The 25,347-nt window shown below is 36.0% G+C and carries 22 protein-coding genes and 1 pseudogene; 22 read left to right on the top strand and 1 reads right to left on the bottom strand.

Annotated features, from left to right (window positions below):
• From BW929_RS04585 to BW929_RS04690, 22 genes and pseudogenes are all read left to right on the top strand, one after another.
• Positions 1-274 (top strand): annotated as a pseudogene (locus BW929_RS04585) (hypothetical protein); the annotation flags it as partial.
• Between the two features lie 502 nt (positions 275-776).
• A complete protein-coding gene (locus BW929_RS04590) occupies positions 777-2,447 on the top strand; it encodes an L-lactate permease (protein ID WP_076544214.1) in 1,671 nt (556 codons plus the stop codon).
• Between the two features lie 152 nt (positions 2,448-2,599).
• On the top strand, positions 2,600-3,433 hold the full coding sequence (locus BW929_RS04595; protein ID WP_076544215.1) for an electron transfer flavoprotein subunit beta/FixA family protein: 834 nt from the start codon (positions 2,600-2,602) through the stop codon (positions 3,431-3,433).
• A gap of 13 nt (positions 3,434-3,446) precedes the next feature.
• The gene (locus BW929_RS04600; RefSeq protein WP_076544216.1) at positions 3,447-4,445 is read left to right on the top strand and encodes an electron transfer flavoprotein subunit alpha/FixB family protein; all 999 of its coding nucleotides are present in this window, start codon (positions 3,447-3,449) and stop codon (positions 4,443-4,445) included.
• Positions 4,445-5,863, top strand: a complete 1,419-nt coding sequence (locus BW929_RS04605) for an FAD-binding oxidoreductase (protein ID WP_076544217.1) — start codon at positions 4,445-4,447, stop codon at positions 5,861-5,863. The genes BW929_RS04600 and BW929_RS04605 overlap by 1 nt, the downstream gene beginning before the upstream one ends.
• 266 nt (positions 5,864-6,129) lie before the next feature.
• Positions 6,130-7,410: a nickel-dependent lactate racemase gene (gene larA, locus BW929_RS04610; RefSeq protein WP_076544218.1), complete on the top strand. Its 1,281-nt coding sequence runs from the start codon at positions 6,130-6,132 to the stop codon at positions 7,408-7,410.
• A 220-nt stretch (positions 7,411-7,630) separates the two neighbouring features.
• A complete protein-coding gene (locus BW929_RS04615; RefSeq protein ID WP_076544219.1) occupies positions 7,631-9,529 on the top strand; it encodes an LTA synthase family protein in 1,899 nt (632 codons plus the stop codon).
• 98 nt (positions 9,530-9,627) lie between these two features.
• Entirely contained in the window at positions 9,628-10,560 is a 933-nt protein-coding gene (locus BW929_RS04620; RefSeq protein ID WP_234978066.1) for a glycerophosphodiester phosphodiesterase family protein, read from the top strand.
• Between the two features lie 148 nt (positions 10,561-10,708).
• On the top strand, positions 10,709-11,875 hold the full coding sequence (locus BW929_RS04625; RefSeq protein ID WP_076544221.1) for an iron-containing alcohol dehydrogenase: 1,167 nt from the start codon (positions 10,709-10,711) through the stop codon (positions 11,873-11,875).
• A 17-nt stretch (positions 11,876-11,892) separates the two neighbouring features.
• Positions 11,893-12,399, top strand: coding sequence for a Na+/H+ antiporter subunit E (locus BW929_RS04630; protein ID WP_076544222.1), 507 nt, complete (start codon positions 11,893-11,895; stop codon positions 12,397-12,399).
• A complete protein-coding gene (locus BW929_RS04635) occupies positions 12,396-12,653 on the top strand; it encodes an MrpF/PhaF family protein (protein WP_076544223.1) in 258 nt (85 codons plus the stop codon). Before BW929_RS04630 ends, BW929_RS04635 begins: the two co-directional genes overlap by 4 nt.
• Entirely contained in the window at positions 12,653-12,994 is a 342-nt protein-coding gene (gene mnhG, locus BW929_RS04640) for a monovalent cation/H(+) antiporter subunit G (RefSeq protein WP_076544224.1), read from the top strand. Before BW929_RS04635 ends, mnhG begins: the two co-directional genes overlap by 1 nt.
• The gene (locus BW929_RS04645) at positions 12,994-13,236 is read left to right on the top strand and encodes a Na(+)/H(+) antiporter subunit B (protein WP_076544225.1); all 243 of its coding nucleotides are present in this window, start codon (positions 12,994-12,996) and stop codon (positions 13,234-13,236) included. Before mnhG ends, BW929_RS04645 begins: the two co-directional genes overlap by 1 nt.
• Before the next feature lie 17 nt (positions 13,237-13,253).
• Positions 13,254-13,979 (top strand): hydrogen gas-evolving membrane-bound hydrogenase subunit E, encoded by a 726-nt coding sequence (gene mbhE / locus BW929_RS04650; protein WP_234978059.1) that lies wholly within the window; start codon positions 13,254-13,256, stop codon positions 13,977-13,979.
• The gene (locus BW929_RS04655) at positions 13,979-14,314 is read left to right on the top strand and encodes a sodium:proton antiporter (RefSeq protein ID WP_076544227.1); all 336 of its coding nucleotides are present in this window, start codon (positions 13,979-13,981) and stop codon (positions 14,312-14,314) included. The genes mbhE and BW929_RS04655 overlap by 1 nt, the downstream gene beginning before the upstream one ends.
• The gene (locus BW929_RS04660; protein WP_084566091.1) at positions 14,314-15,849 is read left to right on the top strand and encodes a complex I subunit 5 family protein; all 1,536 of its coding nucleotides are present in this window, start codon (positions 14,314-14,316) and stop codon (positions 15,847-15,849) included. Before BW929_RS04655 ends, BW929_RS04660 begins: the two co-directional genes overlap by 1 nt.
• A 3-nt stretch (positions 15,850-15,852) precedes the next feature.
• The gene (locus BW929_RS04665; RefSeq protein ID WP_076544228.1) at positions 15,853-17,385 is read left to right on the top strand and encodes a complex I subunit 5 family protein; all 1,533 of its coding nucleotides are present in this window, start codon (positions 15,853-15,855) and stop codon (positions 17,383-17,385) included.
• Positions 17,386-17,388: 3 nt separating this feature from the next.
• Positions 17,389-18,930, top strand: coding sequence for a complex I subunit 5 family protein (locus BW929_RS04670; RefSeq protein ID WP_076544229.1), 1,542 nt, complete (start codon positions 17,389-17,391; stop codon positions 18,928-18,930).
• A gap of 80 nt (positions 18,931-19,010) precedes the next feature.
• Positions 19,011-20,225, top strand: a complete 1,215-nt coding sequence (locus BW929_RS04675; protein WP_073156643.1) for a M20 metallopeptidase family protein — start codon at positions 19,011-19,013, stop codon at positions 20,223-20,225.
• A 97-nt stretch (positions 20,226-20,322) separates the two neighbouring features.
• Positions 20,323-21,255: a diguanylate cyclase domain-containing protein gene (locus BW929_RS04680; protein WP_073156640.1), complete on the top strand. Its 933-nt coding sequence runs from the start codon at positions 20,323-20,325 to the stop codon at positions 21,253-21,255.
• 41 nt (positions 21,256-21,296) lie between these two features.
• Positions 21,297-22,511 carry a pyridoxal phosphate-dependent aminotransferase gene (locus tag BW929_RS04685; RefSeq protein WP_073156637.1) on the top strand — a complete coding sequence of 405 codons (1,215 nt, stop codon included), beginning with the start codon at positions 21,297-21,299 and terminating at the stop codon, positions 22,509-22,511.
• Between the two features lie 50 nt (positions 22,512-22,561).
• Positions 22,562-23,335: a thermonuclease family protein gene (locus BW929_RS04690; RefSeq protein ID WP_073156635.1), complete on the top strand. Its 774-nt coding sequence runs from the start codon at positions 22,562-22,564 to the stop codon at positions 23,333-23,335.
• Positions 23,336-23,412: 77 nt separating this feature from the next.
• Here BW929_RS04690 and BW929_RS04695 read toward each other — a convergent pair whose 3' ends face one another.
• Positions 23,413-25,347, bottom strand: coding sequence for a TRAP transporter permease (locus BW929_RS04695; RefSeq protein ID WP_073156632.1), 1,935 nt, complete (start codon positions 25,345-25,347; stop codon positions 23,413-23,415).

Genomic DNA, 25,347 nt, shown 5'->3' on the forward strand with positions numbered 1-25,347 from the left:
AGATATATTAAAAGCAATAGTTGGGAGGTTGATCCAAGATATGAAAGAAGAAAACTGGCAAGAAAATATGGAAATCCCATTCCATACCCCAGAAGACACAGACAAAGAGTGGTATAAATACGAATGTCCTAAATGTGGGGAGGAAGATGAAGTTCCAGGCTATGTGATAGATGAGTTTGCAATGGGAAAAGATTTGAAAGAGGGTGAGATGCCAGGAGTGGCATGTCCTGAATGTGGTGCGAAAATGAAGTTTAAATATACATTTGAAAGATAAAACCCTACTAAAGAAATATTAATTAACTTCTATAGTAGGGTGGCCGTCAGGCCATTTTGTTCTTTAAATGTGAAAATATAAATTTAATTGGGCAGTTTTAATAATTTTTAGAATAATTTTTTATTTTTTTAAGCTTTATATTTAGTAGAGAGTCAATTAAAGATAATTAAATCTTTAATACTTGTTTATCTGGCCATTTTATTACTTTAGATAGGTATTTCAAATTTTTTGAGAAACTAGCAGAAGACAATCTTTGGGAGATAGGCAATCACAAATTTGTGAATTTTTTATTTATCAGACAATTGGAAAAAGTCCGAAATGTAGGCAGGTATAATGGATTTTGTGGTGAAATAATATAATAGAGTACTGATGGTCTGACCATCAAACAATATTGCATAATATGGGGGTGAAGAAAATTAAGATAGCAGAAAAATTTTATTAGAAAGTTTCTCCGAAATTAAAACTGAAAATTATATAAAGACAATTATATAAGGAGGAATTTATGTTAGCGCTTTTAGCTGCTTTACCTATTATTATTGTTGGAGTTTTAATGATTGGTTACATGTGGCCTGCAAGTAAGGCGATGCCTTTTGGCTGGCTTAGTGCTTTAATTATAGCCGGTATAGGTTGGGGAATGCCGGTTAAATGGTTATCTGCAGCCACAATTGGAGGAGTAATCAATGCCCTTAGTATTTTACTAATAGTATTTGGAGCTTTACTTATTTTACAGCTAATGAAAAAAAGCGGAGGAGTATATGGCATTTCTCATTCTATGACTTCAATTTCAGTCGATAGAAGAGTTCAGGTAATTATTATTGCCTGGTTAATGGGATCATTTTTTGAAGGAGCAGCAGGTTTTGGGACACCTGCCGCAGTTGCGGCTCCACTATTAGTAGGTATGGGTTTTCCACCTTTGATTGCAGCAACTTCTGCTCTGATTGCAGATAGTACAGCTGTAACTTTTGGTGCTGTAGGGGTACCTATTTGGGGTGGCTTTGCTGCTTTAGAAAACTTAATTGAGTTTCCAATCCAATCAATGGGAGTAAGTATCGAATTTAGTCAATTTTTACACAATATCGGTGCTTTTTCTGCCCTCTTACATTTTTTAGTTGGTTCATTTATTCCGTTGATTATTGTTTTATTAATGACCAGAATTGTAGATGGGTCTTTTAAAAAAGGTTTAGAAGTATTGCCGCTGGCATTATTTGGTGGTTTTATTTTCACAATTTGTCAATTTTCAATAGCCTATTTTGTTGGACCAGAACTTCCATCTTTACTGGGATCATTAATTGCACTACCTGTCTTTATTTTTGCAGTCTCAAGAGGTTTTCTGGTACCTGACAAAAAGTGGGATTTTCCTGCTCATGATCAGTGGGATGAGAGCTGGGAAGGTGAGATTAAAGCTGGAGAACAGGATGTAGATGCTGCTCAAAAACAGGTTGGTACTTTTAAAGCCTGGTTACCATATGCTTTAATTGGATTAATTTTACTGGTAGGACGTCTGGAAATTTTTAATTTAACTCCATTATTAAAAAGCTGGACAGTTGGCTGGACAAATATTTTTGGCACAGGTATTGGTAAAGTGATAACACCTTTTTATAATCCGGGTGTATTTCCCTTTATTTTTGTTGCCTTATTAATTCCCGCTTTACACGGTCTGGACAGTAGCAAAACAAAAGAAGCCTGGAAAGAAACCTTTAAGATGATTCAGCCAGCTGCAATTGCTCTATTCTTTGCTCTGGGAATGGTTTATATTATGATGAATTCCGGTGGAGCAACAGGAGAAGACTCGATGCTGCTTGTTATGGCCGAATTTGCAGCAGCAACTCTGGGCTCAATTTGGTATTTAGTGGCTCCACTAGTTGGTATTTTAGGAGCCTTTATCTCTGGCAGTAATACTACTTCCGATATTATGTTTGGTCCTTTTCAGTATGGAACTGCAGTAGCTTCAGGTACAGCTGTTACTCCAACACTTGCTCTTCAGGCACTGGGGGGAGCGGCAGGTAATATGATCTGTATCCATAATGTTGTGGCGGCAGCAACTACAGTTGGTCTGGTTGGTAAAGAAGGGTTAATAATTCGCAAGAACTTAGCGGTTTCGCTTTTTTATGGTTTAGCCGCTGGAGCCCTGGCCTGGATAATAACAATATTTTTTATGCCAGGTATATTTTAACTTTAAAGCACTGCTGAGGGATAATTATGACCTCAGCAGTGTGATGATTTAAATTTTTTGCAGGAAATTTAGAAATAATAGAGAATTATAATATTATGACTTTAATGGTCTGACCATCAAACCAAAAGAATTTTTACAGGGAGGTAAAGAAATTGAATATAGTTATTCCGATTAAACAGGTTCCAGAAACAAGTAATGTAAAAATGGACGAAGAGACAGGTACAATGAAGCGTGACGGGGTAGAAAGTATTATTAATCCACTTGATCTTTATGCGATTGAAACAGGTATTCAGTTAAAAGAAGAATATGGTGGTAAGATTACGGTGATTACAATGGGCCCTCCAAGTGCTGATAAAGCATTAAAAGAGGCAATAGCCATGGGTTGTGATGATGGTATTTTACTTTCCGGAAGAGAATTTGCCGGTTCAGATACCTGGGCCACCTCTTATGCTTTAGCGGAAGCTATCAAAGAAATTGAAGATGTTGATCTAATTTTAGCAGGAGAAAGAGCTACTGATGGTGATACAGGACAGGTTGGCCCTGGTATTGCATCCTGGCTTGATCTTACACTTTCAACCTATACTTCAAAAGTAGTAGATGTTAATTTGATTGACGAAGAAGTTGATTACACAACAGTTAAACAGGATTCAATCATAGTTGAGAGAATGGTAGAAGATGGTTATGAAAAATTAGAACTGCCGCTGCCTGCTTTACTGACAGTTGTCAAGGAAATTTCCTTCCCGCGCCTACCTACTTTAAGAGGAAAACAGCGCTCACGTAAGGTTGAAATTCCCCAGTGGAATTTAGAAAATCTTGATATGAACAAGGAATTTCTCGGACTGCAGGGTTCGCCAACCAGAGTGGTTAATATTGACCATCCCAAGGTGACCAGGGGTGGAACAATTCTTGATGTCAGAGAAGACGGTAATGTAGAAGAGGCAGTTTCTCAGTTAATCGACTACTTAAAAGCAAAAGAATTAGTATAGGGAGGTAATATAAATGGACTATAATGGTGTATGGACACTGGGAGAAGCACGTGATGGTGAGATTAAAGAAGTTTCCTTTGAGTTATTGAGCAGAGGGCGCAAATTAGCAGATAAATTGGACGAAGAGCTGGTTTCATTAGTAATTGGTGATGGAATTACAGATCAACAGGCAGAAGAATTGATAAAGAGTGGAGCAGATAAGGTATTATTAATGAACGCTCCTGCTCTAAAAGATTTTATAGTTGAAAACTACAGTAATGTAATAGAGGATTTAATTGAGGAATACAAACCAGAAATTATTCTGGCAGCAGCCACAACAATGGGAAGAACAGTTATGCCTTACATAGCTATTAAGACCGATGCCGGCCTAACAGCTGACTGTACAGAACTGGATATTGAAGAGGATACAGGCAACCTTCTGCAGACCAGACCGGCAATTGGTGGTAATATTTTGGCTACAATTAAAACTCCAAATCACAGACCGCAGATGGCAACAGTCAGACCACATTCTACCAAAGCAGCTGAAAAAGATGAAAGCCGTACAGGTGAGATAGTGCATCTTAAATTTGATAGTTCACTTTTAGATGGCCGGGTTAAAAAACTTGGTTTCCGCAAAAATGAAGAAGATGCAGTCAATATTCAGGATGCAGATGTAGTAGCAGCTGGCGGAAAGGGACTCAAAAAAGGTGAAAACTTTGCTCTGATCAGAGAGCTTGCTGGTTATTTTGAGGGAGCAGTTGGAGCTTCGAGGGATGCAGTTGACCGGGACTGGATTTCCTATCCCTATCAGGTAGGTTTAAGTGGTAAAACAGTTACCCCTAAACTTTACTTTGCAGTTGGTATTTCCGGTGCCATTCAGCATCTGGCAGGAATGAAAACTTCTGAAAACATAATTGCAATTAACGAAGATCCCGATGCAGATATATTTAAAGTATCAGATTTTGGCATAGTAGGCGATTTATTTGAAATTGTACCTGAACTGAATAAGCAGCTGGCTGAGGAGGTAAAATAATGAAATATAATCCTGTAACTGAGGAAATTTTAGCAGAATTAAGAGAAATTGTTGGTGATAAAAATGTAATGACAGATGAAGAAAAAATAGAAGCTTATTCTCATGATGAAATACCGGCAGAACAGTATGCACACATGCCAGAGGTTGTTTTAACTCCAAATACAGCTGAAGAAATAGCAGCGGTTATGAAACTGGCCAATAGAGAGCTGATTCCGGTAACCCCTTCAGGAGCTCGCAGCGGACTCTCTGGTGGTGCAATACCTGAGCATGGAGGAATCGTAATTTCCGTAGAAAATATGGATGAGGTTGTAGAGATTGATTATGATAATTTAATGATGGTCTTAGAGCCGGGAGTAATTACCAATAATGTAAACGAAATGTTAGAAGAGAGCGGGCTTTTCTTTGCTGGTTATCCAATGAGTGTAGAAACCTGTTATCTTGGTGGTAATATTGCAGAAAACGCCGGTGGCGGTAAGGCTGTAAAATATGGTGTTACCGGCCGCTATGTGATGGGACTGGAAGTTGTGACTCCAACTGGCGAGATTGTGCAGCTGGGAGGTAAGCGGGTTAAAGATGTAACTGGTTATGATCTAAAACAGCTAATTGTTGGTTCTGAAGGTACCTTAGGTATAGTTACTAAAGCTATTATTAAACTCTTACCTAAACCAACTCAGAGAGTAGGACTTTTAGCTCTCTTTAAAGATGAGGCTACTGCTATTTCTACAGTACCAAAGATTATGACAGAAGGAAGGATAATCCCAACCAGTATTGAATTTATGGATAAACTTTCTGTTAAAACTTCCTGTGAATACTTAAATGAACACCTTCCTTATCAGGAAGCAGGTGCTATGCTTTTAATAGAGGTTGATGGCAATAAAGAGGATATAGTTAATGCCGATAGCGAAACCATTGGAGAACTCTGTCTGGACAATGATGCGATCGAGGTTTATGTAGCAGATAATCATACAACCAGAGAGCGGATCTGGAGTGTGCGCCGAAATATTGCTGAGGCCTTTAAAGTTGTAAGTCCACATCAGAGTTTAGAAGATATTGTAGTTCCAACTGCTAATATTCCTAAACTGATGCCTTATTTAGATGATATCAGTGAAAAATATGAGATTAAGGTTCCCTGTTATGGTCATGCTGGTGACGGTAATCTGCATGCTACTTTAGTTAAAAATCCTGATCATTCAATGGAAGAGTGGTTTGAGATTGAAGAAGAGGCGCTGGCAGATTTATATCAGGCAACCAAAGAGCTTGGTGGTACTTTAAGTGGTGAGCATGGTATTGGTTCCAAGCGTAAAAAGTATATGGAAATGATGATGAGTCCGGCCGAACTTAATTTAATGCGGGGCATTAAAAAAGCTTTTGACCCAAATAATATTATGAATCCGGGTAAGATTTTTGATCTAGAGTAGTTTACAAAAAGAACATCTTGATCTTCAGTGCAAATTTTTGAATCATCTAAAGCTCATAAAAGTTAAAAATAAGGCTAGCTGGCCTATGGGACATCCTCTCACTTGACCAGTTTACAACCTCGTGTTGTTCAACCATATTTTTAACTTTTATTTGCTAAGATTCTTTTCAAAAAATTTGCTATTCAGTCAATATGAACTTTTTGTTAGAAGCAATTCTAAATTAAATATTGTTGAAACTACAATTTATTAAGGAAGTGACTTTTATAATGAAGCAGATTAAATTTCCTTTTGGAAGAGAGGAGTTAGCGTTAGAAGTAGAGGAAGATAGACTCAAGGGTGTTTTACTATCTCAGGCTCATAAATTTGAGGCAGATAAATCGGAAACTGAGATTGTAAAAGAGGCGATGGCTAATCCAATTGCAAGCAAAAAGCTTTCGGAGCTGGCCCGGGCTAAGAATGATATTGTAATTATTTCGAGCGATCACACCCGTCCTGTTCCCAGCCATATTACAATGCCTATAATTTTAGAAGAAATTAGAGAAACTGCTCCTGAAGCCAGAATTACAATTTTAGTGGCCACAGGTTTTCACCGGGCTTCAACTGATGAGGAGCTGAGAGATAAATATGGTGATGCAATAGTTGAGAGTGTTAATATTGAAATGCATGACAGCCGTGATGAAGAGCAGATGATTAATCTGGGTAAGCTGCCTTCGGGTGGAGATATGCTTTTAAATAAAACAGCAGTTGAGGCTGATCTTTTAGTGGCAGAAGGTTTTATTGAGCCCCACTTTTTTGCCGGATTTTCCGGTGGGCGTAAGAGTGTACTGCCTGGAGTGGCCAGCAAAACTACTGTTTTAGCCAATCACTGTGCAGAATTTATTGACAGTGAATATGCCAGAACTGGTAATTTAGAGGGCAACCCAATGCACAGGGATATGCTCTATGCAGCTGAAGCAGCCGGACTTAAATTTATTTTAAATGTTGTTATTGATGCTGAAAAAAAGGTGATCAATGCATTTGCCGGCCATCGCGAAAAAGCGCATCTTAAAGGCACAAAATTTGTGGACTCCCTGGCTGGAGTGGATGCAGAGCCAGCTGATATTGTTATTACTACCAATGGGGGTTATCCACTTGATCAAAATATTTACCAGTCAGTAAAGGGAATGACAGCAGCTGAGGCTAGCTGTAAAGAAGGTGGAGTTATTATCATTGCTGCAGAATGCTCTGACGGTCATGGAGGAGAAGAATTTTACCGAACTTTTCGTGATGCAGATAGTGTGCAGCAGATTATGGATGATATTTTAGCCCGCGGCCGCAAGGAAACAGTTCCGGATCAGTGGGAAACTCAAATTTTAGCAAGAATAATGCTTAAATTTAAAGTGATTATGGTTACAGATCCTGAAAAGAGGAATATTGTCAGGGATATGGGGATGGATTGGGCTGAAGATCTGGAGCAGGCAGTAAAGAAGGCTGAATCTCTGCTGGCAAAGGAAAATCCCTCAATTACAGTAATTCCAGATGGAGTTTCAGTAATTGTTAGAAGTTAGATTCAGCCATTTTTTCAAAACTAATTTTTAAAACTTAATATTTTAATCTGGCCAGGAAAGATCCTACTCAAATTTGAGGTTATACCATTAAAAAAGTAATTTTTCGGGGAGACCCGGATGTTAAGAAATTACTTTTCATAAACTTTAATTTCTGATATGATTAAAGCGAAAAGAGTTTATATTATCCTAACAATAGCTTTTTATATTAGGAGGAACTTATTTGCTTAAATTTGAAGTGGAAAAGCGACTGCGTTTTTTTTCGCTGATACTTTTCCTGGCCTTTATTTTAAAATATAATTATTTGATGCTGCATATATTTTATGCACCATCTCTGACAGCGCTGATAATTAGAAATTTATTTTTTATCATATTTTACTTAAAATTTGTTGAGCCTCTGCTTATTTCTAAAAAGATAAGACAGAGGTTGTTTTTGATGCTGATAATTTTTACTATTTTTGTTTTATCTAACCACTGGTATAACCGTTATTTTGGTAATTTTCTAAGTATCAGTGATATTTTTGCAGGAGAGGGAACCGGTCAATTTTCAATGTATGAGGTTTTATTTACTCATATTTTTAAATACTGGGATGTTATTTTTATTCTTGATATTGTGCTGCTTGGTATTACCGGCTTTAATTCTCTCCCGGATCTTAATCTAGTTAAGGACTGGGGTTTTTGGAAACTATCATTAAAAGAAATTCCCATCAAAAACACAACTGCTTTTGCGCTTATTATTTTACTATTACTGGTTCAGATAGTTGCAGGCAGTTATATAATGGGTGGCAAGAGCCCGGCAGAACTTTACCGATCAGGCAGCTCCTACTTAGCATCAGTTTATGGTATTTTACCATTATATACAATAGAGGCCTACAGTTATATAACCCGTGAGGAAGAAAAACCAAGACCGGAACTTAAAAATATTCCTTATTATAAAAAGCAAAGACAGCTCAGTGGGATCCAAAAACTTCCTGACAAAACAAATGTAATTCTAATTCAGGTGGAATCACTTGATGCAAAGGTTTTGGATTACAGCAAACAGGGAGAACAGATAACACCTTTTTTAAATAAGCTTAAAGATCAGAGTCTTTATTTTGAAAATTTCTATGCTCAGAAAGTTAACGGTAGTTTTGATGCGGATTTATCAACTCTTACTTCTTTATATCCCGTTAATCGCAGTTATGTTTTTAGAGATATTGATCTGAGTGCTTTTCAGTCTTTACCACTGCTGCTTAAGGAAAAAAATTATCAGACTCTTGCTTTTCACAATAATGATCGTAACTTTTTTAATCGGGCTGAAGCTTATCCAGATCTGGGCTTTGATCGTTTTTACAGTCAGAGATATTTTGAAGAAAATATCTACCCTGTACCTGAGGCGAGAGGACTGGGAGTCAATGATTATGATTATTTTAATCAGGCTGCAGAGATTATAAAAGAAAAAGCGGCAGCTGAGAAGCCATTTTTTGCTTATTTAATTTCACTAACCAGTCATACTCCTTTTAATTTTTATCCGAAAACAGCTGTTAAAGAATTTGCTGGAGTAAAAAATAACCTGGTTCAGAATTATTTTAGATCAATTAATTTTACAGATGCTGCAATTGAAAACTTCGTTAATAAACTTAAAGAAGCCGGGATAATGAAAAATACTCTGCTTGTTATTTATGCTGATCATGAGTCTGAAATTAAATCTATAGAATATGAATCAGACAGTGATTTTACTCTCTGGCGGAATGTAAAAGTTCCTTATCATATTCCTCTGATTATTAAACATCCAGAGATTAAAAATAGGACAATTAAGCGGGAAGGTACTACCACAGATATAGCCCCAACTGTACTTGATTTGCTTGGATATCAGGAATTACCCGATCAGTTTGTGGGCAGTTCATTATTTTTAGAAGAGGAAAATCCAATTTTATTTTTACACGAAACTCCACATCTGCTTAAAGATGGGCAGCTTTATATAAAAGAATTGGATCAAATAATTAAAGTGGGACATTTAAAAAATCAGGAAAAAGAAATAACATTTTCTGAGGCAAAAATAAATGAAATAACAGAAATAATTGATTATATGCGCAGTATTTTTATGATTAATCAGGGTGAGATATTTAAGGAGGTGGAATAATTAAATACTTTATAATTATTTCAACCATCATCTTAGTCTTTGCTTTTATATATTTTGAATTCTACTATTTAATTAGACCATCAAAACTGGGAAAAAAAATTATTGAAAACTATAATTTTGATTATCCGGTTCTGATAGCTCATCGGGGTGCTTCTTATGCTGCGCCTGAATCTACATTACCGGCAGTTAAAATAGCTTTGGAAAGTGGTGTGGATTATATAGAACTTGATGTCCAGAGAACCAAGGATGGCGAACTTGTTGTTTTTCATGATACAAATCTTCTTCGATTAACAGATGCCAGAAAAGCTTTTCCTGACAAGAAAAATTATGAACTTAAAAATTTTACCCTGGCAGAATTGAAAAAATTGAATTATGGTGCCTGGTTCAATGTCAAATATCCAGAACGGGCCCGGGATAGCTACAGTCAACTAACTATTTTAACTTTAGCTGAAGTTTTAGACTTTGTTGATCCGGTAAATACAGGGGTTGGACTCTTTCTGGAATTAAAAAGTCCTTATCTTTATGAAGAAATTGAAAAAGAAATTGTCGCTCTCCTGCAGAAAAAAGAAATATATGAGACTGCTGAAAAGAAACCTTATATATTATTTCTTTCTTTTTCTCCAGCAAGTTTAAAGCGGCTTTCAGAATTACGTCCGGAATCACCACGGATACTTTTAACCAGGAGAAATTTTGTTTCTCCAAAACGCTGGCGAGGCTGGCTGGAAATAACAGAAGAAGTAGCAGCTGGGATTGGTCCCAAAGGACATGTCAGTTTTCCCTGGTATATCGGAGCTGCCCATAAAAAAGGGTTATTTGTTTTTCCTTATGTAATTAATCGTTCCTGGCAGCTGAAGATTTTTTCCTGGTTTAGTGCTGATGGTTATATTACTGATCGCCCTGAAATGCTGGCTGATTTTTACAATAGGGTGCAGGAATTTGGAGAAAGTGTGGGAGAACTGGGGGAAAATATACTCGAAGAGGAAGAGGAAAAAAGTACTGATGATTCCAATCAGCAAAAAAAAAATAATTAATTCCCCTATTTAATGGAATTATCCAAAAAGTTTATGATATAATTTAAATACTAGATATTTATAAAATGAAAACATTTTCAAGCTTAATTTTATTATATGTTTAGTGAATAATAATTTGAATTTATTTAAAAATCAGGAGGGTTAAATTATGCAGAATTTTACTTTTCAAAACACAACTAAAATAGTTTTTGGTCGGGATACAGAAGAAGAAGTGGGCCAATATACGGCAGAACATGGTTCCAAGGTGCTGCTGCATTATGGTGGAGGTAGTATAAAAAAATATGGAACCTATGATAAAGTGGTTGAATCACTCAAAAAAGCAGGAGTGGACTATGTAGAACTGGGTGGAGTTGAACCCAATCCAAAACTTTCTCTGGTTAAGGAAGGGATTAAGCTGGCCCGGGAAGAAAATGTAGATTTTATCCTGGCAGTTGGTGGAGGTAGTGTTATTGACTCTGCTAAAGCAATTTCTGTTGGTTATTTTTATGATGGTGATGTCTGGGACTTCTTTACTAGAGAAGCTGAAATAACTGAGGCTCTGCCAATTGGAGTTGTTCTGACTATTCCTGCTGCTGGAAGTGAATCCAGTGGGGCTTCTGTTGTAACAAAAATGGATGGAATGTATAAACGAGATATTGGCTCTGATTTAATCAGACCTCAATTTGCAATTATGAATCCTGAAATAACATTTACTTTACCAAATTATCAGACAGCCTGTGGAGCTGTAGATATTATGGCTCATATAATGGAAAGATATTTTACAAACACTGAGAATGTTGAGTTAACAGATAGATTATCAGAATCAGCTTTAAAAACTATTATTAAAAATGTGCCAGAAGTACTGAAAAATAATGAGGATTATGCGGCCAGAGCTGAAGTAATGTGGACAGGAACAATTGCTCATAATAATTTGCTTGGCACTGGTAGAGAAGAAGACTGGTCTTCCCATGGAATTGAACATGAATTGAGTGGAATTTATGATGTTGCCCATGGTGCAGGCCTGGCAGTTGTTTTTCCGGCCTGGATGGAATATGTGTATCAGCATGATTTAGAAAGATTTGCTCAATTTGCGGTTCGAGTCTGGGATGTAGATCCTGATTTTAAAGATCTGGAATGGACTGCTCGTCAGGGAATTAAAAAGACCAGAGAATTCTTTAAGTCAATTGGAATGCCGGTTACCCTGGAAGGTCTTGATGTTCCAGCTGATCGACTCGAAGAAATGGCAGAAAAGGCAACAGAAAATGGACCAATCGGTAACTTTGTTAAATTAGATACAGAAGATGTTTTAAATATTTATAAAAGTGCATTAAAGTAATGGCTGGAGGTGCCTAAATGCTGCAGAAAATATCTGCCTTTGTTTTTTTATTGATCGTCTGGTTTATCTTTGCAGGAAAAATAAGTGTTGATGTTTTAATAATAGGCAGTGCAGCTTCACTTCTGGTGACCCTTTTTTTTAGTGATATGTTATTCAGGGAAGTTCACCGTAGACTTCCCTGGTATCACTATTTACGTAAGCTGGCACTTATCTTATTATTTATTCCTGTGTTTTTTTATGAAGCAGTAACAGCTGCTTTAAAGGTTTCTAAACATGTTTTTGAAAAAAATCCTTCCTTTAATCCTGGAATTGTTAAAGTTAAGACTGAACTTACCGATATTACAGGCCTGAGTTTACTGGCCAATCTCATTACACTGACTCCAGGGACATTAACTCTCGACTATGACAGAAGCGAAAAAGCTTATTACATCCACTGGATTGATGTAGAAACAGTGGAAGAGGCGGAATTAAAAAAGAAAATAATTGCCCGTTTTGAGCGCTGGGTGGGAGTGATTTTTAGATGATTATTGGACTTGCTATTTTTTTTACCATACTTTCGGTCATTGTATCCTACCGGGTGGTAGTTGGTCCTACCATTACTGATAGGTTAATTGGTGCTGATACAATAGGAATTTTTATGTCTCTGGTAATGCTGATGATTGCTCTTGAATACGATATTTATCTTCTGGTTGATATTGTACTTGCCTATGCAGTCTTATTATTTATTGATATGCTGATTTATGCTAAATATTTTGAGCACGGGGAGCTGTATAGATAATGCCAATTAGATTAATAATCTCATATTTTTTAATGGGAACCGGTTCTGCTTTTGCTGTGGTAACCGTACTTGGATTACTTCGTTTTCCTGATGTCTATACCCGAATTCATGCCGGAGCAGTAGTACTGACTATTTCTGCGGTGCTGGTGACAATGGGGACTGCAATTTATGTCTGGAACTTTTTTTTGAGTGCGAAAATCGTTCTAATCGGAATCTTTTTTCTTTTTTCTAATCCAATGGCAACTCATGCAATCGCCCGGGCTTCTTATAAACGTCAGATTGCTTTACCAAAGGAGTATGAGATAGATGCCTATTCTGATTATTTAGGGAGAGATGACTAATGGCTGTACTGGAAGTTATTTTAGTAATTTTTTTAGTTTTTTCGGCTCTAATGGCTGTTCGCTTTGATGAAGAATTGATTTCTATAATTTTTTTATCTATTTTCTCCCTGATTTTAACAGCATTATATCTTTTGCATAAGGCTGCTGATGTAGCTCTGGCAGAGGCTGTAATTGGTGCTGGTTTGAATACAGCAATTTTTATGAGTGCAATCAGTCAGATAAGACACGGAGATTCTGACTGAAAACACAGCCGGGGGTGGTGAATTTGAATAAACTAATAAAAAAAATAATGAGCTTATTTATTCTGGCTGGTGTAACTTATGCACTTTATCAAAACTTTTCTCTAATGCCTGAGTACCAGGGATTAAATGAAGGGCTTTCCAGTTATATTATTGAATCAGGACTAAATGATACTGGCTCACTTAATTTAATTACTGCTGTACTATATGATTATCGAGCTTTCGATTCTCTGGGGGAAAGTACTGTTATTTTTGGTGCAGTTAGTGGAATAGTTCTTATTTTATCCCGCAAAATGCTTCCTGTTTCTTCTAAGGGATTGTCATTTATTGTTAAAAGAACTTTAGGGATTATGACTCCTTTTATAGCACTTTTTGGGCTTTATGTTATTACTCATGGTCATCTTACTCCTGGCGGAGGTTTTCAGGGAGGAGTAATACTGGCGGCAATTTCTATTATTTTTAGTATAGTATATGGTAGTGCCTTTGATTATCGCCGTTATAGTCCGCAAACTAAAACCGCTCTGGAAACAGGGGGAGCTATGATTTTTCTGGGACTGGGTTTGGCCGGAATTATTCTGGAGGGCGCATTTTTGCATAACCTTGGTTTTTTAACTGCCGAAACAGGGACTTTAATTTCTGCAGGTAGTATTCCCTATATAAACATTGGAGTAGGTTTTAAGGTTGGGGCAGGACTGGCTATTATTTTTTACAGTATGATTCAAAAAACTTTTGAGGAGGATTTTTAATGTTTAATAATTTAATTTTTATCATCCTCTTTATGCTTGGCTTTTATGCTCTGGTTATCAAAACTAATTTAATAAAAAATGTAATTGGATTAAATTTAATGGAAGCAGCTGTTTTCTTCTGGGTTATTTCATTTTCTGATATCGGAGGTAAAGTTTCCATTCATAAATTGGGAGAAGAAGTAACAAAGTTTAATGATCCTGTGCCTCAGGCCTTAACTTTAACAGGTATAGTAATTGGTGCCAGTACTGCGGCTCTGCTTTTAACTTTAATAATAGAATTAAATAAATTTAGTGGAACAATAGACAGAGACCAATTAGAGGGGCTGAATGACTGATGAGTTGGATGAACATTGAACTGATTTTGCTAATTGCTTTACCGGCTCTGACTGCAGTAATTATGTATTTCAGCAAATATTTTAAGCAGCGGCTTCGAAACTTTTTTGCAATTACAGGAGCTGGAATAGAACTTTATTTGATTTTTTCTTTATTTGTTGTAAATTATGAGGCTGTAAAAAAGTCTGATTTTTTTCTCCAGTATACTATTGGTTATCAGAATACACCCTTTGTAATAAATTTTGCTATGGATAATTTGAGCCTGCTATTTTCGTTAATAGTGACTGGAGCTGTATTTTTAATTGTTATCTTCTCGACTCAGTATATCAGAGACAAAGAACATAGATATTTTGCTCTCTTTTTTCTGGTTCTGGCTGCAATCCAGGGCAGTATTCTGACTGCTGATCTTTTTACCCTGTATTTATTTATTGAGACAATTACCATTTTTACAACGCCCCTAATTTCTTTTAAGAAAACCGAGGAAACAACCAGGGCAGCAATGCAGTATTTATTTTATGGGATTACCGGTGGGATCTTCTTTTTTATTTCCATGATCTTAATTTATTTTAAGCTGGGAACTCTTAAAATGGCAGCAGTAGCTGAATCATTTTCTTTAATCTCAGCTCCAATGCAGCTTACAATTATAATTTTCTTTCTGCTGGCTTTAATTATTAAGCTGGGAATTTTCCCGATTCATTTCTGGCTGCCTCGAGCTCACAGTGCCTGTCCTGCCCCAATAAGTGCTCTGCTTTCGGGTGTGCTTTTAAAAGTTTATCTTTACATATTTATGCGTTTATTCTGGACTATGATTTCCTTTGATTTTTTAGTTAATCTGCACCTTAATGCTTTTGTGCTTGATCTGGCCTTAGTTTCGAGTTTAATTGGCCATATTTTTGCCCTGCAGGCTGATAACTTAAAGAAAATGCTTGCTTATTCAAGTATTGGTCATATTGGCATGATTCTGGCTGTGCTGATGCTAAACACCGAAGCCGCTTTTTACGGAGGACTTCTGCATATTATTGCTCATTTATTGATGAAATCCGGACTTTTTTTAAGCAGTGGTTATTTACTGCAGAGAACTCTTTCTCATCACATAGATGATCTAAAAGGGATTGGTCATAAAAACAGACTGGTCTTTATTGCTTTTATTACTATCTGTCTGGGAACAATTGGTATGCCGCCTTTAATAGGTTTTGTCAGCAAATGGTATGTGCTGCTTGCTTTTTTAAAAGCCAGGCATTTTTTTGGGGCATTTGTGGTTGGGGCAGGAAGTATAATTGCTCTTATCTATTATTTGCGCTATATCTCGCAGGCCTATGAGACAGTTAAATCTGAGAGTCTTAGTTTAAAGGAAGAATTTTTTTCACTAAGAGAAATTTTTAATTCGACAAATATTATGAAAACCGTTATCTATATTTTTACCCTGCTGGTTATTTTCTTCGGGCTGAGTTATCAATTATTTGAATTACCAGTTAATACAGCTATTTTTGAACTATTAAATCCGCAGAAATATATTGAGCTTGTTCTGGGAGGTTGATTAATGGATATTAAAATTTTATTTTTGATTTTGGTACCTCTGGGTACAGCCTTTTTAATACCTTTTATCGATCTGATAAATGCTAAATTAAGGCGCTTTTTTGTTCTGCTGGGGATATTACTGGAATCATATTTAATTATAAGTATTATAATAAATAATTATCAGAGCCTTAAAAGTGGTGATTTCTTCCTGCAGTATTATCTTGGAGGCTGGCAGCCACCTATTGGTATTTCTCTAGCGATGGATGCTCTAAGTCTTGTTTTTGCTGTGATTACAGCTTTGAGTCTTTTTCTGATTGTTATTTATTCGATTGGTTATATAGGTCATCATGAGGGGAAATATTATGTATTATATTTTTTAATCGCTGCAGCCTCAATGGGCGCTATTTTAACAGCCGATATGTTTAATATTTATGTCTTTATCGAAATGCTAACTATTACTTCTGGAGCACTAATTGGTTTTAAAAGAAGCCAGGAAGCAAGTGCTGCAGCAATTAAATATTTAATTTATAATGTTTTAGCAGGACTACTTTTTTTCCTGGGAGTACTGCTCATTTATTTTAATCTGGGAACCCTAAATATGGCAGATATTTCTCAGCATTTTGCCAGTCTGGAAAGTGGAATTCAGCTATTTATAACAGCTATTTTTCTAACAGCTATTTTAATTAAAATGGGAGTTTTTCCCTTCTTATTCTGGCTACCCAAAAGTTATGATACTGCTCCATCACCGGTAACTGCTGTTTTATCAGGGGTACTTTCAAAAGTTTATCTTTATATTTTTATCAGGATTTTCTGGACAGTTATAGGTTTTAAAACTTTAGAAGCTTTGAATTTAAATATATTACTGCTTGATCTGGCACTTTTTTCTTCATTTTTAGGTCATCTTTTTGCTCTGCAGTCAGATAATATTAAGCGGCTTTTAGGATATTCCAGCATAGGCCATATTGGGATGATAACTGCGGTAATTATGCTTAATACAGAAGCTGGGTTTTATGGAGGTATTTTGCATATAATTAGTCATATGTTTATGAAGGCCGGCCTTTTTGTTGCCTGTGGTTATTTGCTTCAGTATACTCGCTCTCATGCCTATCGGGATTTTAAAGGGGTTGGGATTAGAAACCGCTCAGTTTTTGTTGCTTTTATTGCTCTGCTTTTAAGTATGATTGGGATGCCACCCCTGCTGGGTTTTGCCAGTAAATGGTATGTATTGATGGCTTTTTTAGAAGCACGTAGTTATTTTGGTGCTTTTATAGTTATTTTTGGAAGTCTGACAGCCGTAATTTATTATCTGCGTTATATTGCCAAGGGTTTTGAAGAAATCAAACTGACAGAAGATGATTTAAAAGAGGAAATTTACAGCAGGCCCCTTTTATCTGTTCTTTACAGAGAAAAAATAGTCAGTTTTATTACTTATGCCTATACAGCAATAATTATTGGTTTTGGACTTGGGTTTAGATTTTTTGATTTACCGCTTAGAATGTCAATTGAAAGTGTAATGAATGTAGAAAGATATATAGAATTAGTACTGGGAGGTTAAATTATGGCTGTTATCTGGCAGCAGTTTCTGTCGAGTTTTCAATTTGATAGTTATTTTCCTCTGCTGGCTGAAGTAGGAGTTATTTTAACTCTGATGACAGCTCTGGCAGCCTGGAATTATATAAAAGAAAATAAATTCTGGTATTATATTTTAACATTTGTGTATCTTTTAAGTTCGCTGGTTGTAATTCTTACAAATGACTGGTTCTTCTTTCTTTTTGGCTGGGAGATGGTAACTCTGGCTACAACCTTTATGCTGGCCTGGAGTGACTGGAAACTGGTTCGGCAGTATTTTGTAATTCAATTCAGCGGCAGCAGTATTCTTCTTTTTGGAGCTCTGGCAGCTAATGCATTTGGTTATGCAAAAATTGGAGCAATTAATTCTATACCTCTGCAGTTTTTATTGATTATGGGAATTGGAATGAAGAGTGGTCTCTTTTTATTTCATTTCTGGCTGCCTCCAATTCATTCAGAAGCACCGGCACCTGTGAGTGCAATTTTGTCCGGCTGGGTTGTTAAACTGGGCTATATATTTTTGCTAAAGATTATTCCACTGGAGAAGGGCAATACCTTTCTATTTTTGTTGGGGCTGGCGATGGTTATTTATGCTGGCTGGCAGGCTCTGCGTTCTGCTGATTTGAAGATTATGCTGGCCTATTCTACAGTAAGTCAGCTGGGATTTATTGCTCTGGCCATTGGTACAGGTGGTAAATATGCTTTTTATGGAGCAGTATTACATATTATTGCCCATGGATTTGCAAAAACAACCTTATTTATCAGCAGCGGTATCTGGCAGAAAGAATACGGAAGCCGGATTATTTATGATTTTAAAGATGCGATCAGCCGCAGGCCTGTAACCTCGGCAGCAGCAATTATGAGTCTTGCTTCCCTGGGAGCCGTAGTTTTCACAGCTGGATATAAAAGTAAATACTTAATAAAGTCTGCTCAGACACCAGGTATCTTAGTGACAACAGTCTTCTTTTTACTCGGATTTTTAAGCTTTTTATATGCGGCTCGAGTTATTTATTGGATTTTTATAAAAGATCAGGATTATAGCAATTTTCTCAGTGATTTAAAACATGGATTTAACCACTATCAGATTTACACGGCAGATGTGCTGGCTTTGATTACCGGAACATTAGGGATTATAGTTGTCAGTTTTTGGCCGGAGATGCCAGCTGGTGTTTTAGCCAGCCTGGCAGATAAAGATTTTCATCTGATCAGCGGTTTGAGGGATAGTTTAATTTATTTGGCTCTGGCTGCTTACCTTTTTGTTAATAATAATGGCTTTAAGATTAAAGTGAGGGATAATTTATCTTTAGAAAATTATCTGCAGGCTTTTTTAAATTTTGTTTATGGTTTAAGCCGCAAAAGTGTTAAGTTTGATACAGAAAAGATTTTTGAAGCATTTTTCTACAATGCTATCTTTAATGCTTCTAAAAAGCTGTATAATTTAGTCTATCAGGATTTTACTATACAGCTGCTTTGGATTCCAATTTTTATGACTGTGCTTTTACTCTGGCAGCAGATTTATGCATATTTTTAAATTTGACATTTTTAATTTAATAATGATATTCTTGCGTAAAGCAGAGCTGGGCCTGCTGCCGATTGGAGGATGATTAATTAATGAATGAACTAGATATAAGTCAAAAAATATTAAATAAAGCTGCAGAAATTGAGCCAAAAATAATTAAAATTAGACATCAGATTCATCAAAATCCTGAACTTTCCTTTCAAGAAAAGGAAACAGCAGCTTTAGCAGCAGCTGAAATGCATAAATTAGGATTTAAGGTTCGGAAAAATATTTTTGGAACTGGGGTTACAGCTACTTTTAAAAATTCTAATGCTGAAAACAGTAAAACACTTTTAATTCGGGCTGACATGGATGCACTGCCTGTGCTTGAAAAAAATGACCTTGAATATATTTCTAAGAATGAGGGAGTAATGCATGCCTGTGGTCATGATGGGCACACTGCAATTTTGATTGGTACAGCTGTGGTTTTAAAAGAGCTGGCTCAGGAGTTTGAAGGTAATCTCAAATTTTTATTTCAGCCGGGAGAGGAGACTTCAGGTGGAGCTGCAGGAATGATTAAAGAAGGAGTGCTTGAAAATCCCCAGGTCGATGCGGCATTGGGACTTCATCTCTGGGGTAGTACTGCTGAAGGTGTAGTGGAATATAAGAGTGGTCCTTTTATGGCTTCACCTGATCATTTTGATTTAAAAATAATTGGCAAAGGAGGACATGCTGCCCGGCCTCATAACACTATAGATCCGATTCCAATTGGAGCTGAAATCATTTCTACTCTCCAAAAAATAGTCAGCCGCAGAGTTGACCCGCTGGAATCAGCAGTAATTTCTGTCTGTAATTTCGACTCAGGCAGCACCCATAATGTTATTCCAGATACAGCGGTTTTAAAAGCAACTGTTCGCTCTTTAAAACCTGAAATTAGAAAACAGCTGGCTGCTAACATTGAAAAAGTTATTAAAAATATCTGCGATATTTATGATGCAGATTATGAGTTTGATTATGTTTTCGGTTATCCACCGGTAATAAATAATTCGGAGATGACAAAGTTATTGTCAGAATCAGCTGCCAAAGTTTTAGGTAAAGATCGGGTTCGTGAAAGAGAAAAAGCTGAAATGGGAGGCGAAGATTTTTCCTTTTTTGGTGAACAGGTTCCATCAGTATTTTATTTTTTAGGTATTGCTCCTGAGGGAGAAATTATTAACCATCACCAGGCTGATTTTAAATTTAATGATTCTGTTTTAAAAGATGGAGTAGCTGTAATGGCTCAAACTGCTCTCGATTTTTTCGCTAATTATCATAAACAGTCTCAATAATATAAATTAAAAATCTAAAAACCTCTGCCGGTAAGTAATTTATAGGTGGTTCTTTATTTTAAAATTGCTAAAAAAATGGGGAATAAGGAGTGGTATAATGAATAGCAATAAAACAATTTTAATAGTTGATGATAGCCAATTTAATATCCAAATTTTAAGTGATATTCTTCAAGAAAAATCATATAAAATTGCTTTAGCTAAAAGCGGAGAAATGGCATTAGAATTTGTTAAAGCTCAGAAGCCTGATTTAATTTTGCTTGATATTATGATGCCTGATCTAAATGGTTTTGAAGTCTGTAAATCTCTAAAAAATAATCAAAAAACTGCAAATATTCCGATAATATTTATTAGTGGTCTTGATAAAAGTAAAGATATAGTAAAAGGTTTTCAAGCTGGGGCGGTAGATTATATTGTTAAACCTTTTCAAAAAGAAGTAGTATTGGCTCGAGTAAATACTCATTTAAAATTAAACGAAACTCAAAAAAAGTTAGAAAAAACAAATAATGAGTTAAAAAAATTATTAGATGAGGTAAAATATCTTTCTTTTCATGATGAGATGACCGATTTATATAACAGACGTTATTTTGAAAATGAGTTAGATAGATTGTCTAATTCACGTCAGCTTCCGATAACTATTTTTGTAGCTGATATAGATAGATTAAAATTTATTAATGATAATTATGGTCATAATAAAGGTGATCAATATATTAAGGCGGCTGCAGATATTTTAAAAAGATCAACAAGAAGCGAAGATATTGTTGCTAGAATTGGTGGAGATGAATTTGCAATTATCTTAACTGAAAGTGGGTTTGAAGCAGCAAAGATTATTTTTGACAGAATAAGAGCTAATGTTATAGAATATAATAATAGAAATCAGCTTGTAGAAAGTTTGGAAATTTCAATTGGATTTTCAATAAAGGTCAAAGATGATGAAAATATTGATAATATATTTCAACAAGCAGATGAGATGATGTATAATAATAAAGGAAAGAATACAACTTTAAAGAAATACAACTTTAGCAGTTATTAATTTTAAGTATTGAGTATCGAGTAGAATTGGAGGAAAAAAAGATGAATTATATAAAAAAATCAACTAAACTAGAAAATGTTTGTTATGATATTCGAGGACCTGTACTTAACGAAGCGACTCGATTAGAAGAAGAGGGTTATACTATTTATAAGCTTAATCTAGGGAATACCGCTCCTTTTGGTTTAAATGCACCTGACGAAATTATTCATGATGTAATGTATAATTTAAAGAATTCTCAGGGTTACTGTGATTCTCAGGGTATTTTTCCAGCCCGCAAAGCAGTAATGCAGTATTACCAGAAAAAAGGGATTATGGATGTAGAAATTAATGATATCTATATCGGTAATGGGGTAAGTGAGTTAATAACTATGGCAATGCAGGGGCTGTTAAATAATGGAGATGAGGTTTTAATCCCAATGCCGGACTACCCACTCTGGACAGCCTCAGTTAATTTAGCTGGAGGTAAAGCCGTCCACTATATCTGTGATGAGCAGTCTAAATGGTATCCAGATTTGGATGATATAAGAGCTAAGGTTAATAAAAAGACTAAAGCGATTGTAGTTATTAATCCTAATAATCCAACTGGTGCTAATTACCCAACTGAAATTTTAGAAGGTATTATAGAGATTGCTAAGGAAAATGAACTAATTGTTTACAGTGATGAAATTTATGAGAAAATAACATATAATGGAGCTGAGCATACTTCAATTGCAACATTAACTGATGAGGTTTTAATTGTAACTTTTAGTGGGTTATCTAAATCCCATCGAGTTCCTGGCTTTAGAGCTGGCTGGATGATGCTTAGTGGTCAAAAATATCATGCTGAAAGTTATATTGAGGGTTTGAAAATTTTATCTTCAATGCGGCTCTGCAGCAATGTTCCTTCACAGCACGCAATTCAGACATCATTAGGCGGCTATCAAAGTATTGATGATCTAGTTCTGCCGGGTGGAAGACTTAAGGAACAGCGTGATCTAGCCTATAAACTTTTAATCGATATTCCTGGGATTAGCTGTGTCAAACCGGAAGCTGGACTTTATCTTTTTCCAAAAGTTGATACTGAAAGATTTAATATTACAAATGATGAGCGTTTTATTTTAGATTTTCTGATTCAGGAGAAGGTGCTTCTGGTCCAGGGCAGTGGTTTCAACTGGCCTCAGCCCGATCATTTTAGAATAGTATTTTTACCATCAGAAAAAGATCTAAAAATTGCTCTTGGTCGTTTAAAGAAATTTCTGAGCAGTTATCAGCAGTAAGTTTAAAATAATTGGATTAAATAAAATAATAAATTAAGGGTTGATTTAAGTTGAAAAAGGCACTAATTTTTTTAACAATATTAACTGTATTAATTTTAGCAGCTGTCGGCTGTAATCAGCAGCGGGGAGATGTCGTATATATTGAGCGAGTTATAGATGGTGATACTGTTGAAACTGCAGCTGGAGATTCAATCCGCCTCTTGGGAGTTGACACCCCTGAAATTGATTGGGAAAATAATCAGTCTGAGTTTTATGCTGAAGAGGCAAGAAAATTTACTATTGAAAATTTGACCGGGGAAAATGTAATTTTAGAATTTGATCAGGAGAAAGAAGATCATTATGGTCGGACTTTAGCTTATTTAATTCATGATGGAGAAAATTTTAACCAAAAACTGCTGGAAAATGGTTATGCCTCTTTAATGATCGTAGAGCCCAATGATTATTATGAAGCTGAATTTAAGCAGGCGGTAAAAAAAGCTAGAGCTTCCCGGCTTGGCATCTGGTCTCAGGTGCTGGAGCTTGAACGTGATTTACCCGTGATTTCTTTTCAGGAGGCAGCTTCATTTATTGGAGAAAGGGTAATTGTAGCTGGTAAGATTGTTAATACAGCAGCTGCAGATTCTATTAATTACCTAAATTTTTCTGATAACTATCAGGACACTCTTTCTTTAGTTATTTTTAATCATAATTTAAATAAATTTGATTACCAACCTGCTGAATATATTTTAAATAAAAAAATTAAAGTTTTAGGCAAAATAGAACTCTATCAGGGGAGTCCACAAATTATTGTAGATGATCCACATGATATTTTAATTATTGATTAAAGTCGTCCTGGGATGATAAAATTAAGATTAAATGTAGAACCCTCTAAGTTTAAACTTAGAGGGTTTTTTGCTGCTTGTTAAGCTGCAGCAGGTTTTGGTAGATCCTTATTTCTAAACTGTAGATATAAGACAATTCCGAGAAGTGAAAGACCAATTATATCTGACTGCCAACCTGGAATTAATAGACCCAGAGAACTTCCCAGCAGTAAGATTCTTTCAATAATAGTTGTTTTTCTGTTTAAATATCCTAAAACAGCAGCTGCTAGCGAGAAAACTCCAATAATTGAACTTCCGGTAATTAAAATTACCTGAACAGCTGTAGTATTAATTAACAGCAAAGAGGGAGAATAGGCAAAGACAAAGGGCACCACAAAACCAGCAATTGCTAATCTAACAGCCGTTAAACCTGTTTTAAGTGGATTTGAGCCCGCTATACCAGCACCTGCATAGGCTGCCAGAGCAGCTGGTGGAGTTAAGTCTGCAACAACTCCAAAGTAAAGTACAAATAAATGAGCTGCTAAAATTGGAACTCCAAGTTGTGTTAAAGCTGGAGCAGCCATTGTTGCCAGTACAATATATGTAGCTGTTGTGGGCAAACCAGTTCCCAAAATAGTACAGGCAACCATAGTAAAGAATAAAGCCATAAATAAGTTGCCGTTGGCAAGTGCAACTGTCAGACTTGTAAATTTAAGGCCCAGTCCGGTTAAAGTTGTAACTCCAACTATAAAACCAACTGCTGCACAGGCGGCTGCCACACCAAGCGCAGAAATTGCACCTTCTCTTAAAGTATCAAGCAGATCCTGCAGACCCATTCGAGTATCTTTTTTAAGAAAACTTAAAGCATAAGAAACAATGATTCCTAAAAATGCAGCTCTCAAAGGAGTATATCCTTTAAATAAGTAATAGAAAATAATGATCAAAGGAGCAATCATATGTCCTCTTGTTTTTAAGACTGTTAAGAATTTAGGTATTAAATCATCGCTCATTCCTTCTAAGCCCTGCTTTTTTGCCTCAAAGTGAACCATTAAACCTACTGTAATATAATAAAGAATCGCTGGTAAAATAGCCGCTTTGGCAATTGTCACATAAGGAACTCCAATAAATTCTGCCATAATAAAGGCTGCAGCTCCCATGATTGGGGGCATTATCTGACCACCTGTAGAAGCAGCTGCTTCTACAGCAGCTGCAAATTGGGAATTGTAACCAACCTTTTTCATAAGTGGAATTGTAAAAGATCCTGTAGTTACAGTATTAGCTACTGAACTTCCTGAAATTGAACCCATTAAACCACTGGAAACAACAGCTGCCTTTGCAGGTCCACCAGTTGTTCTACCGGTTAAAGAGAGGGCTAGATCAATGAATAAGTCACCAAGTCCTGTTCTTTTTGCAAAAGCTCCCAAAAGTAGGAATAAGAAAATATAGGTTGCGGATACTCCAAGTGGTATCCCAAAAATACCTTCAGTTGTAAAATACATATGACTTGCAATTCGAGACCAGGAATAACCTCGGTGGGCTAACATTCCCGGCATCTGCTGACCATAATGAGCATAAAGTAAAAATAGAATTGAAATCACCGGCAGTTCCGGGCCTAAAGCACGTCTAGTACCCTCAAGTACTATAATGATTGCTAAAATAGCCATAAACTGATCCAGCTGTGTGTACATCCCGGCTCGATGAACCAGTGATTCATAATTAATTATTATATAAGATGAGATGGCAATACTAGCTAAAGCCAAAATCATATCAAAAGTTAATAACAATTTATTTTCTTTTTTATGTTTTAAAGTTGGATATAAAAGAAAAATTAGTGTAAAAATAAAGCCAAGATGAACGGCTCTCTGTTTTAGGGCTAACAGCACTCCAAACCCAGCAGTATAAAGATGAAACAAAGATAAAGTTACAGCAATTGTAGAAACTATAATTGCTGCTAAACCGGTATAATGCCGATAATCTGTAGTCGGGTCATATTTTTTGAGTAATTCATCTTCCTGTAAATGTTCTTTTTCAGCCAT

Source organism: Halanaerobium kushneri, assembly GCF_900156285.1.
GTDB classification, from domain to species: domain Bacteria; phylum Bacillota; class Halanaerobiia; order Halanaerobiales; family Halanaerobiaceae; genus Halanaerobium; species Halanaerobium kushneri.